The organism is Methanolobus sp., from assembly GCF_016278365.1.
Classification (GTDB): domain Archaea; phylum Halobacteriota; class Methanosarcinia; order Methanosarcinales; family Methanosarcinaceae; genus Methanolobus.
Window position 1 is genome coordinate 1 of sequence record NZ_JADQBZ010000010.1, and the last position, 16,013, is coordinate 16,013.

13 protein-coding genes are annotated in these 16,013 nt (G+C 44.7%); 4 read left to right on the plus strand and 9 right to left on the minus strand.

Annotated features, from left to right (window positions below; all coding sequences use genetic code 11):
• Nucleotides 1–98 precede the first annotated feature (98 nt).
• Nucleotides 99–665, plus strand: coding sequence for a hypothetical protein (locus tag QZZ22_RS11350; RefSeq protein WP_292464948.1), 567 nt, complete (start codon nucleotides 99–101; stop codon nucleotides 663–665).
• Between the two features lie 74 nt (nucleotides 666–739).
• Here QZZ22_RS11350 and QZZ22_RS11355 read toward each other — a convergent pair whose 3' ends face one another.
• The 3 genes from QZZ22_RS11355 to tes all read right to left on the minus strand — a co-directional run bounded on the left by QZZ22_RS11355 (nucleotide 740) and on the right by tes (nucleotide 5,580).
• Nucleotides 740–3,301 carry an S-layer protein domain-containing protein gene (locus tag QZZ22_RS11355; protein ID WP_292464950.1) on the minus strand — a complete coding sequence of 854 codons (2,562 nt, stop codon included), beginning with the start codon at nucleotides 3,299–3,301 and terminating at the stop codon, nucleotides 740–742.
• A gap of 221 nt (nucleotides 3,302–3,522) precedes the next feature.
• Nucleotides 3,523–4,020: an inorganic diphosphatase gene (locus QZZ22_RS11360; protein WP_292464952.1), complete on the minus strand. Its 498-nt coding sequence runs from the start codon at nucleotides 4,018–4,020 to the stop codon at nucleotides 3,523–3,525.
• A gap of 36 nt (nucleotides 4,021–4,056) precedes the next feature.
• Nucleotides 4,057–5,580, minus strand: a complete 1,524-nt coding sequence (gene tes, locus QZZ22_RS11365; protein ID WP_292464954.1) for a tetraether lipid synthase Tes — start codon at nucleotides 5,578–5,580, stop codon at nucleotides 4,057–4,059.
• Nucleotides 5,581–5,940: 360 nt separating this feature from the next.
• Here tes and QZZ22_RS11370 point away from each other — a divergent pair, with 360 nt between their 5' ends.
• Nucleotides 5,941–6,306, plus strand: coding sequence for a PRC-barrel domain-containing protein (locus tag QZZ22_RS11370; RefSeq protein ID WP_292464955.1), 366 nt, complete (start codon nucleotides 5,941–5,943; stop codon nucleotides 6,304–6,306).
• Nucleotides 6,307–6,313: 7 nt separating this feature from the next.
• On the opposite strand, the gene QZZ22_RS11375 is transcribed toward QZZ22_RS11370, so the two are convergent.
• The 3 genes from QZZ22_RS11375 to QZZ22_RS11385 form a co-directional block, all read right to left on the minus strand.
• On the minus strand, nucleotides 6,314–7,033 hold the full coding sequence (locus QZZ22_RS11375) for a site-2 protease family protein (protein WP_292464956.1): 720 nt from the start codon (nucleotides 7,031–7,033) through the stop codon (nucleotides 6,314–6,316).
• A 133-nt stretch (nucleotides 7,034–7,166) separates the two neighbouring features.
• Nucleotides 7,167–8,162 carry a TIGR03557 family F420-dependent LLM class oxidoreductase gene (locus tag QZZ22_RS11380; protein ID WP_292464957.1) on the minus strand — a complete coding sequence of 332 codons (996 nt, stop codon included), beginning with the start codon at nucleotides 8,160–8,162 and terminating at the stop codon, nucleotides 7,167–7,169.
• Between the two features lie 226 nt (nucleotides 8,163–8,388).
• Nucleotides 8,389–9,675 carry an MgtC/SapB family protein gene (locus QZZ22_RS11385; RefSeq protein ID WP_292464959.1) on the minus strand — a complete coding sequence of 429 codons (1,287 nt, stop codon included), beginning with the start codon at nucleotides 9,673–9,675 and terminating at the stop codon, nucleotides 8,389–8,391.
• 304 nt (nucleotides 9,676–9,979) lie between these two features.
• Between QZZ22_RS11385 and QZZ22_RS11390 the strand changes: the two genes are divergently transcribed.
• Together QZZ22_RS11390 and QZZ22_RS11395 are read left to right on the plus strand one after the other, a co-directional pair.
• A complete protein-coding gene (locus tag QZZ22_RS11390; protein ID WP_292464960.1) occupies nucleotides 9,980–10,363 on the plus strand; it encodes a hypothetical protein in 384 nt (127 codons plus the stop codon).
• 40 nt (nucleotides 10,364–10,403) lie between these two features.
• The gene (locus QZZ22_RS11395; RefSeq protein ID WP_292464961.1) at nucleotides 10,404–11,402 is read left to right on the plus strand and encodes an NAD(P)-dependent oxidoreductase; all 999 of its coding nucleotides are present in this window, start codon (nucleotides 10,404–10,406) and stop codon (nucleotides 11,400–11,402) included.
• Between the two features lie 383 nt (nucleotides 11,403–11,785).
• Here QZZ22_RS11395 and QZZ22_RS11400 read toward each other — a convergent pair whose 3' ends face one another.
• From QZZ22_RS11400 to QZZ22_RS11410, 3 genes are read right to left on the minus strand one after another with little or no spacing between them, the layout of a single operon-like run.
• Nucleotides 11,786–11,998, minus strand: coding sequence for a winged helix-turn-helix domain-containing protein (locus QZZ22_RS11400; protein ID WP_292464963.1), 213 nt, complete (start codon nucleotides 11,996–11,998; stop codon nucleotides 11,786–11,788).
• A gap of 33 nt (nucleotides 11,999–12,031) precedes the next feature.
• On the minus strand, nucleotides 12,032–14,029 hold the full coding sequence (locus QZZ22_RS11405; protein WP_292464965.1) for an amylo-alpha-1,6-glucosidase: 1,998 nt from the start codon (nucleotides 14,027–14,029) through the stop codon (nucleotides 12,032–12,034).
• A 45-nt stretch (nucleotides 14,030–14,074) separates the two neighbouring features.
• On the minus strand, nucleotides 14,075–16,012 hold the full coding sequence (locus QZZ22_RS11410) for a glycoside hydrolase family 15 protein (RefSeq protein ID WP_292464968.1): 1,938 nt from the start codon (nucleotides 16,010–16,012) through the stop codon (nucleotides 14,075–14,077).
• Between the last annotated feature and the right edge of the window lies 1 nt (nucleotide 16,013).

The window sequence follows — 16,013 nt, forward strand, 5'->3', positions numbered from 1 at the left end:
CAGGAAGCTGAGAACTTGAAGTGCAAGCTCCCGACTTCAGTCGGGAGTCGTTGACTCACAAATCATGTTTCAACAGCGTGATTGAAAACTGGCCTATCTTGCAAAGTACATACTGGAATGAAGACGAGCTGGAATACATATTTCTGAAAAATATCCATTCTGTCATCTCATGCCTTTTCACAGGAAAGGAGCTGAAAGCTGAAAAGGTGCAGGAGTTCCTAATGAATAAATTACCTCTCGAAATAAAACCTTCACCGGAGAAAATGTTCAAAAAAACGATCTGTGATGAGTCTGTCGAATCAACAGTGTCCTATATTGAAGACATCGATGAACTCGATATGGTCAAAGACGCTCTTGCAATGCAGAACATGACATTCAGCCTCTGCAATATCCTGGACGAATCGTTGGCCTATCTTTCGGAAAGATACATGAACCGCACCTATGAGGCCAGTAAGCTGGCTGTGGTACATAGTGCAGTAGCGGACACAGAGGATTTTGAGAAGATATATCGGTTGCTTGATGGTATTACAGCAGGTATGGATGAGGAATGTTTTGACATATTTGCTAAAGACCTGTGCGATAAATTCCTTTGCGCATGGAAACCATTCTGGAGTACTAAAGAATACAATGATGCACTTATTAGTGTACTGAACATGCAGTGCTGAACTGAATATAGAAATAAAAAAAATTTAAAAAAATCAAGTGCCTGCCGAAAAAGCAGGCATTGAATGGCATCTGTTTATATGCGCTTTCTGGATACCCACAGTGCTACAGCAATCACTATCAACAATGATATCACTATACCAGCTGCAGGTATTCCCTGGCTCTCTTCCACTTCAAAGGTGCCATTCAGGTTGCCTATAGTTACGTTATAGGTACCTGCTTCTTCCATGCTCACTGTGAAATTCAGAGTCTTTTCCTGATCAGGGTCCAGGATAACCTGCTCAGTTGCCTCAACGTTCCCGTTAATGAGGAGCTGCACATCCTCTTCCCCTGTTTCTGTGCCGATATTCCTTACAGTGGCAGAAATAGTAACATCGTCACCTGTTTCTGCAAGAAGTGGTTCGATGGCAAGGTTCGAGTAAGAGTATCTGGCCTCAGGACCCTGAACCTCAATATTTAATTCAGCTTCAAGGTACTGATCCGAGGAAGTGCTTATCCTGTGGACGCCAGCATCCATTACTGTATGGTTGACCATACCTTCAGTACCGGTGGTTCCAACCAGCCTGTCATCATAAAACACTTCTACATCTCCTACAGGCCTGCCATCTATCAGTGTTGTCACTGAGATATTAATGTTGTCTCCTAATGTCACTTCTGAAGGCGATACCCCAATAGCAACCCTTCTGCTGACATTATCAGGGGATATTACCTCGACTTCAGTGCTTCCCGTGGCAAATCCTTGTCTATCTGCTGTAACAGTGAATGTACCCACTTCTCCCGGAGTGAATGAAATAGTTCCGTTGGCAGATGTATTGCCTACTTCTGTGTTTCCGAACATCACTATAGCATCCTCTACTGCTGCTCCTCTTGAAGTGACCTCTATGTTTACCGACCTGTTCTGTGCGATTGCCCTTGGCATGTTGATCTCAAGAGGATCACCATCAGCTGCTGTTGTGACCTCTACATAAGGATAGAACCTCACAACATTGGAATCTGCGACCATGAACCTGATGTTATCCATAACGGATATACTGCTGTCACTTGAAAGCGTGATGGAACGGTCGCTTGCCATGACGATCTCATCAGAAGAGATACTTGAGACTTCCATCCTTCCGAAAGTTTCACCGGAGTCGATCTCTATAACATTCTCGGATATCTGGAATATACCCTCGACAAATACGGCATTTGATTCAGTACCTCTGAATATTTCCCTGAAATGCACGATTATTATCGGTATATCATCAGTGTCGCCAACATCTGCTTCATACACATAGTCGCCTCCTGAAGATATTATGCCGGTATCAACTTCGCTTCCGTCCTTTTCCAGTCTCACAAGCACTCTTGAACCATCAAGATCAACCTCCTCTATTACGAGTGTGTATCCTTCTTCAAGTATGAGCGAAGAACCCGTAAATAGAGAGGCCTGACTGTCACTGTCTACAAGGACTTTGGAAAGCTGGCTGCCAGATAACAGGCTTTCATCATCTGTGAATCTATTGTCCACATAACCTGCAAAGTACTTCTCAGCAAGGAAGCCAATGACATTGAAACTTCCCCATGGCGCATATTCAAAGCTCACTTGCTGCGGGACGCTCCTATATACAAGGTCTCCTGAACCAATGGTCCTGCCACTAAGGCTTGTGATCTCCAGAGACTCCGTGCCTACACCTTCATCAATGTTATAGTAGAAGCCTTCAAAGTTGAGTGGAGTCCATACGTATCCCTCTCCCTCGGCGACAGTTCCTCTGAGCTCATAAGTTCCGGGCTGGGTTGTGTCCACTACCGGGCCAAATCTTAATGTGTCATCGTCCGCCACAACGAATTGCAACCTGCCCATGATGTTCATAGTGTTTCCCCTTGAGAGTGATATTGAATTGGAATTCTCCATTGTGATCTCATTTTCACTGAAAGACTGGACCTCCATCCTGCCAAAGTTATCTCCGGTCTCTATCTCCACATAATTCTCTGATACCTGGAAAATCCCTTCTATGAAAACAGCATTGGTTTCTGTTCCTCTGAATATATTACTGAAATGAACCGCTATCAGGGGAACATCATCCTCCGAGCCGAGCTCAGTATCATAAACATAATCGTTGTTCCCGGAAACGATAGCGGTATCAACGACCTGGCCGTCCCTTGCCAGATTCACTAAGACACTGTCACCATTAAGGTCCACTTCTTCAATGGTGAGTCTATAACCTTCATTAAGAACAATTGACGAGCCTGCAAAAACAGATCTCCTTTCATCCTCATCTATAAGAACCCTTGTGAGCTGCCCATTTGACATGAGGCTTATATCGTCATCTGTGAATTGCGTATTATTGGTATAGCCTGCAAAGTATCGTTCTGCCATGAACCCGATGACCTGATAGGAACCCCATGCACCGCGGTCAAAATCAGTATTTATTGGCGTAGTGGAGTATTCCAGCGCTCCTGCCGGTATAGTCCTGCTGGTTTCACTCTGCAGATTCACTGTCAGTGTCTCCGATCCTTCGCCTGTATCAAGGTCAAAGTAAAATCCGGAATAACTCTGGGGTGTCCAGGTATATTCCAGGGACAGGCTCTCATCTGCAGACCATATACGGTTTCCCGTAGTGTTATTTTGAGCTGTGGCAGGCACTGACATGACAATTGCCATTAAAACCAGTACACTTACTAGTAAAGATAAATTTATATATTTCTTCATAATAGACCCCTAACCTCAATAATCCTTCGTTCTTATGTTTAATAAGTTTATTCCAGAAAGAGAATACAGCCTATTCTCTTTATTTTGCTAATTGGAAATGTATAAGTCTTAGAGGTATCAAATTTTGTAGCTTCTCTCTCGAAAACCTATCCCTCCACTGTAAAAGGCGTCATTCACTTTTTCTGCCGGATATATCGGGATTTAGCTTCCTGGATTACTCTCTCAGCTGTTTCCAGGCCATCCCAGCCAATGATCTTCACGTGTTTGTGCTCCAAATGTTTATATGTCTCAAAAAAGTGCGGTATCTCCTTTAACAGGTGAGGTGGGACCTGTTCGATAGACTCGATATGGTTCCAGAGTGGGTCGCTTTCCGGAACACATAGTATCTTTTCATCTCTTCCCATATCATCTTCCATATCAAACAATGCAATAGGGTGTACATCTATCAGGCACCCCGGAAACGTAGGTTCCCATGTCAATACCAGAACATCCAGGGGATCACCGTCAAGTGCCAGGGTATCGGGAAAAAAACCATAATCGCAGGGATAGACCATTGAAGAGAAAAGCATTCTGTCAAATTTGATCATCTTTTTTTCTTTATCATATTCATATTTGTTTCGGCTTCCTTTCGGAATCTCAATTATAACGCTTTCAACTTGCCTTTTAGTCATCTTAACACTCCTTGATCATTTTCTTGCAGCCTGCATTTAAGTAACATTTTCTGTTTTATATTCTTCAGTTTCTTCTTCCGGTACGTAAGGCCTTGAAAATTTCGCTTCCACTCTTTCCCGGTGCAGTGTATTATATGTGCAGAAAGGTATGACCTTTCCTTCAGGTGTTGCGTAATGTATCCCACATCTCTGTATCCTTTCAAGGTCCAGGTTGTACATGTCCTGGAAGTGCATGGCCCCAAGGAAAAGGCTCTCCCTGTGGAATTGTTTTACCATACTCTCTCCGCCATCCCTCAGGACATTAAGCAGCATCTTTGTCACGTTAACTGATTTAGGCTCTTTGTCCTTATCTATAAAACCTGGAACCCTGCGCAGCACTTTTGCCAGAACAAGCAGGTTCCTGCTATCGTGATTAAGCTCATGGGAAGCCTCATCGATCATCTCCATAAACCCTTCCACATCCACAAACTCCGTAATAGGGATAATGTCCCCATTTTCGACAAACAGGTATGTAGCTGCCCCGCAATGGGGATGCACTGTCATCTCAGGTAAGGGTTTGTGTTGCGCCTTTGCAAGAAATCTTGATATGGGTACAACAAAAGGTACGGGGTACCAGGCATCACGGGGTATTTTTCCATCTGTCTGCTCCTCAGTGAGTTTTGCAAGATCCGGAATAGTGATCCTGCTCATTTCCCTTTCTTCTTGTCGAATACGTCCCGTGAATGATATCGGCTGGAAATTCACTCCCTTAACAATATCCCTGTTATCCACGGCATATCTGATCACATCTCCCACCTGATGGTCGTTCACTCCTTTTGTGAGCGTGGGTACAAGGGTGATACTGCGGATGCCTGCCTCGCGTGCGTTTTCTATAGCTTTTTGTTTAAGTGGAAAGGCATTGAACCCCCTCATTTTGATATAAGGTTCCGGTGTCACTCCATCGAATTGCAGGTATATCGTATGCATCCCCGCCTGCAGCATCTTCTCGCCGTAAGAAACGCTCTGGGCAAATTTGATTCCATTTGTAGCTACCTGTATCTGCACGAAACCAAGGTCTTTGGCCATTTTTACAATCTCAGGTAGGTCCTTACGTACTGTGGGCTCCCCGCCGGAGAACTGTATGGCAAAGCAAGGCACAGGCTGCTGCTTTCTCAGCATGATCATCATATTGCGTATCTGCTCAATGTCTGGCTCATATATTCTTCCTGATGTCCTGGCGTTTGCAAAACAGACCGGACATGACATATTGCATCTGTTAGTAACATCTATATTTGCCAGGATGGTGCCTGTACGATGGGATGTGCATAAACCGCACTGGAAAGGGCAATCAGAATTGAAATTTATATTCGGGTTCAAGAGACCCGATCCAATACTGGCAAATTCATCGAATTTCTTGTACATCCCGGCATCTGACCAGTATATCTCCCTGAAATGCCCATGAGATGCACATGTTTTTTCCATGATCATCCTGCCATCTTCTTCAAATATGACAGCATTTATCAATTCCCTGCAGAGAGGGCACACGGAGTAAGTATGTTCTTTCAGATAAAGTCCCCACAATAAATATGTCCACTACCCATAAATGAAATGTATATAGTTGCTTTTGTAGTAATCTTATTTATCTCTTTGTAGTTCCCTCTTTTACAGACATGTGATAGATGTAACATCATTTCTTACTAATTTATATGCTACAAAAAATAGATTATTTCTTGCGAGAGGGATTGGAGAAGTAGTATCAAGGGCGAACATCATTGATAACAGATTCAGGAGCAGTTTCTGCATGGGTCTATATCTTTAAATACCAAACTATCCACTACACATTGCCACATCGCCCGTCTCTCTCGCCAGTCATCATATCTCAGATACATATCCATCGCCTGGGCAAAGTATCTTATCGATCTTATATAGCGGGAGTGAATCATGGGAACTAATAATATGCGGGGTATCCTGTCCGCAGACAGGATGATTGGCAAGAAAGTGATAAATCCTCAGGGTGAGGACCTTGGCAAAATAAAAGAACTAATGATAGACCTGCGATATGGCAGGGTCGCATATGCAGTTCTGACATTCAGCGGCCTGTTCGGCATCGCGGAAAAATTATTTGCAGTACCCTGGAAATCACTTTTTTTACCCGGGGAAGATGATAATTTTGTTCTTAACGTTGATAAGAGAACTCTGGAGGATTCAGTAGGTTTTGATCGCGCCAACTGGCCGCTTGCCAATAACAGAAGATGGCTTTGCGATCTCTACGAAGAGTATAAGTGTGAGCCGTACTGGACAGAATGATGCTGCTTCAGTACCGGCTGTACCTGCTCTTTACCTGTCTTTCTTCACCGGTTGCACCCATGTAAATGAATATGGCTATCAACACCAGCCAGATACTTATCAGCAATCCTATGATCGCCATAATGAAAGCAAGTATCTTCCCGATGGCCGCTGCTTTTTCGGTGGCCTCCACAAATCCCATGCGTGTGGCAAGCAAAGCTCTTAGTATCCTTCCGCCATCCATCGGGAATGCAGGGATAAGATTGAAAGCTGCAAGAACTATATTGATGTAACCCAGTATGAATATCACCAAAAATAATGCACTCCCTTCCGTAGAGCTTACGGCCGGATTGAAGAGGTAATTGACAGCAAGAAGAAAAATACCTATTATAAGGCTGGAAAAAGGTCCGGCAAACGCCATAGCGGCTTCTTTTGCAGGATCCCTGATTTCACCTTCTATTGCAGATACTCCGCCTATCAGGTATAGTGATATTTCCCTTATATTGGCCCCATACTTTAAAGAGAGATATGAATGGGATAGTTCATGGACAAGCACGGAAGCAAACAGCAGTATTGATGTAACAAGTGCAAGTGCATATCTTAATGTATCGCCTTCAATTCCCGCGAATCCATAGGGTTCAGGCTGCTGGGCGAATATCCATGCAAAGAATGGCAGTACGAACAGGAATGATACATGTATCTTGATCGGTATGCCAAATATCCTGGCTATCTGCAGCGAATTCTTCATAATAGATTCCTCTTTACTATTTCACAGGCGATTTTCAGTTCTGATATCCACTATCAATGCATGTTCTATCCAGTTTTATACTTTTCTTGTGCTCTTCCTTAAGGTGCCGCCTGAACAAAATAGTGGGATGTGTTCAGGTGTGCTTCCTGATCAGGGGAAATACATCTTCAGCATAGGATTTGATAAACCCGAGCTCATCAGGGCCTGCATAGTGGATATAAACATGCGTGAAACCTGTATCTATATATTGCTGCACGTACCTCGCCTGTTCTTCCGGGTCTGATGAAATACAGGCTTTCTGCTTCAGGGTGTCATAGCCTACAACCTCCCCGTTCTGCTGGGACATTTCGGGTGTATATATCTTATTAGTGAACAGTGCCGGAATAAAAGAGCCAGCCCAGTATTTATGCATTTTTTCCATTGACTCTTCAAGGTGTTCCCCGTATGCCACGAAGAGTTCAACTGCCCTTGGCATATTGGTCAGGTCCTTACCTGCACGCTTTACTCCGTTCCCGAATTTCTCTATAATTTGTTTATATGTCTTCATCTTGGAGCCACCAACTGTGAGCAGGCCATCTCCGTGATATCCTGCAAATTGTGCACTTTCAGGCACCATCGTGGAAATGTAGATCGGTATATCCCGGACAGGAAGTGTGTACAATTTTGCTTCATGCGTACAATAGTGTATGCCATCAAAACTAACCTTCTCTCCGCTCCATAATTCCCTTATGAGATTTATGGCTTCAGCCAGCATCTCCTGCCTTTCATTGTATTCCGGCCACTCGCATGTTACAGGATATTCATTAAGTGCCTCTCCTGTTCCCACTCCCAGGTATGTCCGTCCTCCGGCCAGAGAAGAAACAGTCGCAGCTGCCTGGGCAATAATGGCAGGATTATACCTCAGGATTGGACATGTAAGGCCTGTTCCGAGTTCTATCTTTTTAGTCCTCGCAGCAGCAGCTCCCAGCCAGGTCCAGGTAAAACATGACTGGCCTTCCTCACTCCACGGATGGAAATGGTCACTTACATCAATGCTATCAAAACCATTCTCCTCTGCTGCAATCGTCTGTCTTAGCATCTCGGAAGGCGTATACTGTTCCGGACCTATCTTGTAACCTAATTTTATCATTGCTGTACCCCATCCCCATTCATGTTTAATCTAAAATCCTTTAAGTCCTATATTCATATCTGACTTTATTTAAGGCTGAAGTAAACTAGTATCAGTAGCATTTTTGTAGCAATTCGCTTCCAATTCAGGCCCACTAGATTGGCTTACATGTTCATGTGTTCTCTTTTACACAAAGAAATATTACTCATGAACTATTCCTCCCTGCCCGCTTATTGGAAAAAGAGATTTACAATATCATTAAACTGCTCCATATAAGGAGAGAAACTGCACCAAGAACTGTTATTATGACAAAGTGGATCGTAACTTTTCTATAAAGTTGGTCAGCTCCTATCAATTTGATATAGAGCGGCTTTGCCAGTGTACTTATGAGTCCTGCACTGACAGCTACCTGAGCAGCCTGGTGATAGGAAATAGTACCATTCAATGCGAGCGATGCCATAGAAACGGTGACTGCTGAACTGCTCACAATCCCGCCGATAGCTGTTGCATATATTCCGACCGAGCCTCCATGAGATTGGGCAATGTCTGCAACAAGCGTTATAATCATGAAGAGGATCCCAAACTGTAATGCTGGTACGATGGCAAAAGGAGATCTCAGTTCTATTGTCTCATTAACTGTTGTTGGATGCCGTCTGCGCAAAACAATCAGAAGGGTAACTATGGACATTACAAGGAAAGGAGGTATCATCAATAGTGCCATCTTTCCGGAGGTATCCACAAGAAAAGCAAAAATGATATCCCTTATGACCATAGAAGCAATTGTCAGTAGTGCACCTGTGCATATATGTCCGGTCAGGGAGGTTCTTTTTCTGGAAAGGTTGGATAAGGAGATTACTGCTGCTCCGCTGCTTGCCAGTCCTCCAAGGAATCCTGAGTAGGCTATACCTCCGCGGGCGCCTATTTTCTTGAGAAGCACATAACTGACAAAACTGATAGAAGATATGAGCACGATGATAAGCATGGTTGATTTTAGGCTTATAATGCCAAATATCGGCTCGTCAGGGACCACGGGATACAGGATGAAAGCAATAGCTATGAACTGGAGTGCATCAATTATATCTCTCTCAGACAGGTTCTCCGCTAAGGAATGCAGAGGTTTTTTTTCGATGAGCAGGAATGTTATGATTACAGAAGTGACAATTGCGATTATGAACAGGTCTGCTGCGATCAGTACTCCCAGCAGGTAAGTACAAAAAAGAGATATCGATGTAGTAAGGCCTAAGCTTCCATGTACTCTATTGATATTGTATGCAAGGAAGATGCAGGTAACTCCTATGAATATCGTCGTGATAAGCAGGATTGAAGTTCCTGCATAATCTATAAGGAAAGCGGAAAGCATGCCAAGGATACAGGTTAGCGTGAAAGTTCTTACACCGGCAAATATCCTTGAGTCTGACCTTTGTCGCTCCCTTTCAAGCCCGATGAGTATTCCGATCATCAGTGACAGGAGGATCTTTTGTGTAAAATCCACTATAAGGGAATCCAGGCCAAACCGCAGTACTGTATCTTCCATTCTATCTTTCCGTTACTTCCTGCTTTTGACAGGGTAGTGATACTGTCTGTAGCTGGTCTGGATATATCCATGCTGTTTATACTTTAAATATCTATATATATAATGATATTATAAATATATTTTTTAAATATAAGGTAGGTTTAAATAATATACTAAATAACCTTCTATGGGAGATATGGGTATATCGTTCTGCATTTTAAATGATCCGCCAGCTGGCACTTTCCTTGGAACTACTTTGAATGTCAGTCTGTTTGGGTTGTAATACCTGTAGGTAGTATCTTCCTGTAAGGGTGGGAGTAATCAAATGGCACAAAGTGGGACAATCGGTTTTTCGTTGGCAGGTACAGTTGGGGCTGAAGCTGAGATGGATGGAGAGGGCTTACAGAACATTTCTTCTGCGGCTGGTAATGTATACAATGATGAACAACGGTACGAAAGAGCAAGGAACCTGAGAGACTGGGCTAAGGATTATTATCGGATCAAGGTGATGCCCAAGAACCGTTTCTCTCTCTTCAGGATAGAGCACCTGACAGAGAATGATTCCATACAGATAACAGGTCAATTGGACGACGGGTCATGGGGAACTCAGCAGTGGCTGATAAATAAAAAGGATGTCCACTTTGTAGATGGAAAACTTGTTGCTGATGACCAGAGGATACAGGACGCAATATATCATATGCAGCATTGAAAAATACCTGTTGCGTTCTTAAAATAAGGGAGGTCTATTTTTGGAGGAACCTATTGGAATAGTCGTTGCAGATCCGATAGTCCTGCAGCTTGAATATCATAAAGTTCTGGAAAGCCTGGGAGAACTTAAGGTCTACAACACATGGCCTTTATCAGATGAAGAGTTCATTGAGAGAATAAAGGATGCAAGCATCGTAATTATTGGCAGATATGGTTTTCCTGCCCAAGCTTTCGAGTCTGCTGAGAACCTTCGGATGCTTGCGGTATGGCAGACAGGATATGATCACGTAGATATGGATGCGGCCACAAAACAAGGAGTTGTGGTTTCAAATGTACCCGGCTATGCTTTTGATGCTGTTGCAGAATTCGTTTTTGCCCAGACACTGAACCTGCTGAGACGTTTGCATGAAGCAGACCGCTCTCTCAGGGAGGGAGAATTCGAATGGCGGGATTACATATGCGGAGCATATAAAGGCAATCAGCTTTTGGGCAAAACCATGGGAGTCATAGGTACGGGCAATATCGGCCGGCGGGTCATAGAAATAGCACATGGTTTCAAAATGGAAGTGCTGGCATACACCGCGCATCCTGACCCTGAGAAAGAGGAAAAGCTGGGTGTCAGGTTCACGGATATGGATGAACTGCTTACACGATCGGATATAATTACATTGCATGTACCGCTTACTCCCTCCACCGAGAGGATGATAGGGGCTGAAGAACTGTTGAAGATGAAGCCAACTGCCATCCTAATAAACACTGCAAGAGGGGAAGTGATAGATGAAGCGGCTCTGCTTAGCGCCCTGCGAAGCGGTCATATTGCAGCAGCCGGACTTGATGTATTCGAAGATGAGCCTCTTCCTCCCAATAGCCCTCTTCTTGGATCAGGTAAGGTGTTGCTGACACCACATATAGCTTTCCTTTCAGAAGAGTCTCTGGATGAATGCACATCAGTGACAATAGATAATATCAGGATGTTTTTGCAGGGGAGCCCGCAGAATGTAGTGAACCCGGATGTGCTGGAAAAGGATCAACGCTCTTGACCTTGATTAAAACAATATTGAGAGATGTCGTGTGGAACACGGGAATCAGTGAAAATAATATTACTGCGTGGCAGGAAAGTTTAAAAATCATAATAACCTAACTTTAATGGGGAGTGATTTAAATGCTTTATTGGATAATTCGGATTTTAATTGCCATAATAGTTCTTGTGATACTGTGGCAGATATTGCTGATCTTGCTATAAGCTATGTTAACAGGTCTGGCAGATTTTAAGGTAAGTGTGAATATTCAAATTGGAGGAAGTTTCTGCATGAAATCAGGCAGGACTTTCAGCCTCCTTTTTTCCAGGCATACTATATCAGTGCAGCTATAGGGTTGATAACACAATTATGTTTACATTTTCTGCAGGCCGCACTCCCCAACTTTACTTAAGACTTATTGACCAGGCGTTGCCATTTTTCTGCATGCAGATCTTTTCTTCCCTTGCAAGCCATCCGATGGCCATGAAAACCGTCTGTGAATCAAAACCGCTTTCTTTGAGCACTTTCTTCACATTGGTCAGGTTCGATCCACCATTCTCAAGCAGCCTGTAAACATGGCCGGCTGCATCTCCTATATTGAAACATGCCTCATCCATATTAATTACTTCATGTTACTTGTTTATATAACTTTACAGGTCACTGTCAGTATCATTTATACCGATATCTTCCACGCAGGCACGCATGATCTCACCTACACTCCACGCCTGAGAGATGCATCCGCCCGGTGTGTGAGGTGCGTCACCATCGAATACTTCGGAAATGGTTCCAATACCTGCTTCTCCGAGGTGCCCTTTCAACGCTTCGAGTAAAGTTATCATTTCCATTCTGCTATTGTTGGAGTCTCCGTTCACTTTTATATGTGCTGTTATGTATGGTCCGAGCAGCCAGGGCCACACAGTTCCGTTATGATAACTTGCGTCCCTGCTTTCCGTATTTCCTCGATAGACACCTACATAGCCGGGGTCTGAAGGCGAGAGTGTCCTGAGGCCATAAGGTGTCAGCAGTTCATCTCTGACAACATTCAATATACTCTTTTCAAGCTTCACAGAAAGCATTGTAAAAGGAAGCGACACGGCAAGGATCTGATTTGGCCTCACTGAGGCATCTTTCTGGTTAGTCTGGCCTGCTCTGCCTGAGTTTTCCGGGCCGGGAATGTAATCGTAGAGACAGCCTCTGTCCTCGTTCCAGAACTTTTCCTTATAGTTCTCCTTTGTGAGTTCAGCAAGCTCATGGAAACCGGAAGTTCCCATACCAAGCTGCTCTCCCATTAAAGATGCCTGCATCAGGGCATTATACCAGAGGGCATTTATTTCGCATGCTTTTCCTCTACGGGGAGTGATCTCCCTGTCCCCCACTTTCGCGTCCATCCAGGTAAGCTGCCCGCCATGGGATATCAGGCCATCCCTATCCATCCGGATGTCGTACTTTGTGCCTTTGTGGTAGTATCCGATGATGTCTTCTACGGTGTCCCACATGGTCCTGACGGAGTCCAGGTCGCCAGTATAGTCCAGGTACTTCCAGAGGGCATGAATAAACCACAGGGAAGCGTCCACTGTATTGTACACAGGCGGCTGGAACGGGTCATCCGGGAAAAGGTTGGGTATAAGCCCCTCATTGCAGCTGGATGCGAATGTTGTGAGTATTTCTCTGGCAACATCAAACCTTCCGGTAACAAGTGTCAGGCCGGGTATTGCTATCATAGCATCCCTCCCCCAGTCTGCGAACCAGTGATAGCCCGCTATTAGTGACCTTGAGCCGGTGGACTGCCGGCTTACTATGAAAGAATCTCCTGCAGTAGCGAGCCTGTTGAGAAAATTCCCTTCTTGCCACAAATTCAGAGTGAGCTTGTTCCTTCGCTGGAGTTCACTTTCAAATAACCGGTTGACACCTTCTATATCAAGATGTTCTCTCATTGTAGTAGACGCAGAGACGAAGAAGGAAGAATTCCCTTTTCCAATATCCACCTCAAAGTACCCGGGATTGAAGTTGTCCTCTTGATATGGATAACCTCTTGACCGTTCCTCTTCGTATTCGAGGTTATAATACCACCAGGCCTCCGGTATGAAATCCATATCTGAATGTAATTCCAATGTGCTCTGCCCGGATCTGATTAAAGTGCCTGTTTTGTGTGGATGCTGCTCAAACTCAATATTCCCTGATTTTGTCAGTCCGTGTATGTTCCTGTTATTAACAAGCGGGAATATCCTGAGGGTAGCACTTTTGCTATGCGGGTTTGAGGTATCATAGCGGATAACAGTCGTATTCTCCCCGTAAACCATCATTATGGTTTTTCTGAGTGCGACGTTTTCCATAAGATATTGGCATGCTGGAAAAGGCTCTGCAGAAAAATCATGCAGATAGCGGTAGCCTTCCGGGTATACAGTGCCGGGGTACTGGTGAACTGCAAGCTTATGTGTTTTCCCATTAACCTGTATCTCTTCGTCAAGGGACGAGAGTAACACCCTTCTGTTAACAGGAGGGTTCAGGGGTGCTACCAGCAGACCATGATACTTACGGGTGTTCATTCCGGTAACAGTGGATGAAGCATAGCCTCCAAGGCCGTTGGTGATTATCCACTCTCTGTCCGCACTTTTTTTTAACCAGGGTTCTTTGTCGGTAGTGGCCATGGAAGTCCTTCAATTCAATTATGGATGTCTGAAGTGAAACGTGAACTATTGCAGACTATCAAGCATCAGTATGTTGTCGATCATGAGGGCGCAGCTCCAGCTCAGGGGGATGGCCCAGGCAGGTTTTCCGCTATGTTTGTTTACCTGTTCCGGTAACAGTCCCGTACTTGTTGTGCCTCTGAGAGCCCATTCTATATATTCAAGAGCCTCTTCAAGCATTTTCCTGTATTCCTGTTCATTCCCTTTTCTTCGGGCTGACCCTGCAATCTCAAGCAAAGCTTTAGAGACCCAGAGTGTTGTTACAACCCAGGGATTGCCTTCAATATAATTATCTGTCTCGTAACGTTTTATCCCTTCATGGCCGTTCACATGCACTGCGAGCTTTCTCTGAATTGTACGAATAGTGGAAAGGATCATTTCCCTTTCGTTTTCATCATCTGCGTTAAGCATGCCAAATGGCATGAACGCTCCCAGGATACTGGCATCGATCTCAGTGTCCAGCCTGCCATCAATCCTACCCCTTGCGAAATACCCCTCAGGCAGCCAGAACTCCCGGATAGTTGCTTCCTTGATGATATTCGCTCTGTCAAGCCATCTTTTCCCGAGTTCCTTCTCATCGTATCCTGAAGCCATGTTAGCAGCCCCGGCAAGGCCTCCGTATATGGCAGCGTTTGTGTAGGTGAATATGCCTTTATATGATTCCCAGAGGCAGGTACATGGCTCATGAAGGCCGCCGATCGATCTCCTCATAAGATATTCGGCAGCCGGTAAAACACTTGGCCATATCTCGTTCAGGAAAGCGGTTCTGAGCGAAGGCTCCAGGCTTTGGTAATATTTGTCCATTGCAAAGAGTGTTGATCCTGTCTCATCTATCTGGGTGGAGAAGTTGAAGTTCCCCCATGAAGAACCAAGGCTTCCATCCAGCCAGTAGCGCTGGAACCATGAGCCATCGGACATCTGGGTCTTCCTGCACCATCTGAAGAAACGTAAGCAGAAGTCGGGATAACCGGCGTTGAGAAGCGCAACCACAGTTTCAGCAGCATCCCTGTTCCAGCAGTAGCCATAGCCTCCACTCAGTTCAAAATCATGGTCAAATTCAGGCGCCGCTACAAAAGAGCCTTCTTTTGGGTCATTGAGAAGGGACAGGATCAGTAAAGAACGGTTGAAAGCGTTGATAAGATTCTCTCGGCTCTTATCTTCAAGTTGTGGCAATGTGATCTCTCTTTTTTGGGACAGCCAGCTGGTCTGATCCTCATACTCCTTCTGCACCCTCTTTTCCATAGTCTCATCGCTTATTGCTTTCATTTTACTGTAAAGCATCTCCCTTGTGGGCGCGGCACCAATAAAAATTGTTATTTCTTTAATTGAACCCGGCCCGATATCCAGTTCCCATCCAAGGGCACTGTTGAGCCTGCCTATTTCCTCACGTTTGTTCTGTAATTGCCCGTCCTGCATGTCGTGCAGGGCATTGGTCCATACATCCGAATCAAGTGCCCTGCCTATCTGCCATTCCCCGAACATGGGCTTTGAGGTGAGTCCCAGATGATAATTCCTTTTGTAATGTACAAGTATGCCAGAATCAGGGTCGTAAAAGGCGGAATTCTTCTTTAGCGTCTCCCCAACCTGGAACTTCGAGTAATAAAAGAATTTACCCTTGAAACCTTCAGAAGCACTTATCCTGTAATTACGGACCAGTATGGGAAGAGTGGGATGAGTGAGATCCAGGATGTCCATGCTTAGCCCGTCGGTGCGACTGAGGCGCGTGATCACAACATTTGTATCTTCGATGTATCTCTGGGTAGCCTGCCACTCCTGATCCTCGGACCAGATAAGCCTGTTCCGGTCATACAGGCATGCCTGGGACTCTTCAACATGCTGGGCAAAGTCCCTGCCCGGATAAAAGAATCCGAAAATCTCTGCTTTCTTTCCCATGGTAACAAGCAGTTCCCTGTTACCAAGTATCACGTTAGGTTGTCTTATCAAG

Excerpts from the sequence above, each read along its gene's own strand:
- QZZ22_RS11355 (WP_292464950.1), bottom strand. The coding sequence starts at position 3,301 with ATGGCAATTGTCATGTCAGTGCCTGCCACAGCTCAAAATAACACTACG.
- QZZ22_RS11400 (WP_292464963.1), bottom strand. The coding sequence starts at position 11,998 with ATGGATGAGGCATGTTTCAATATAGGAGATGCAGCCGGCCATGTTTAC.
- QZZ22_RS11370 (WP_292464955.1), top strand. The coding sequence starts at position 5,941 with ATGGGAACTAATAATATGCGGGGTATCCTGTCCGCAGACAGGATGATT.
- QZZ22_RS11385 (WP_292464959.1), bottom strand. The coding sequence starts at position 9,675 with ATGGAAGATACAGTACTGCGGTTTGGCCTGGATTCCCTTATAGTGGAT.
- QZZ22_RS11375 (WP_292464956.1), bottom strand. The coding sequence starts at position 7,033 with ATGAAGAATTCGCTGCAGATAGCCAGGATATTTGGCATACCGATCAAG.
- QZZ22_RS11380 (WP_292464957.1), bottom strand. The coding sequence starts at position 8,162 with ATGATAAAATTAGGTTACAAGATAGGTCCGGAACAGTATACGCCTTCC.
- QZZ22_RS11390 (WP_292464960.1), top strand. The coding sequence starts at position 9,980 with ATGGCACAAAGTGGGACAATCGGTTTTTCGTTGGCAGGTACAGTTGGG.
- QZZ22_RS11405 (WP_292464965.1), bottom strand. The coding sequence starts at position 14,029 with ATGGCCACTACCGACAAAGAACCCTGGTTAAAAAAAAGTGCGGACAGA.
- QZZ22_RS11360 (WP_292464952.1), bottom strand. The coding sequence starts at position 4,020 with ATGACTAAAAGGCAAGTTGAAAGCGTTATAATTGAGATTCCGAAAGGA.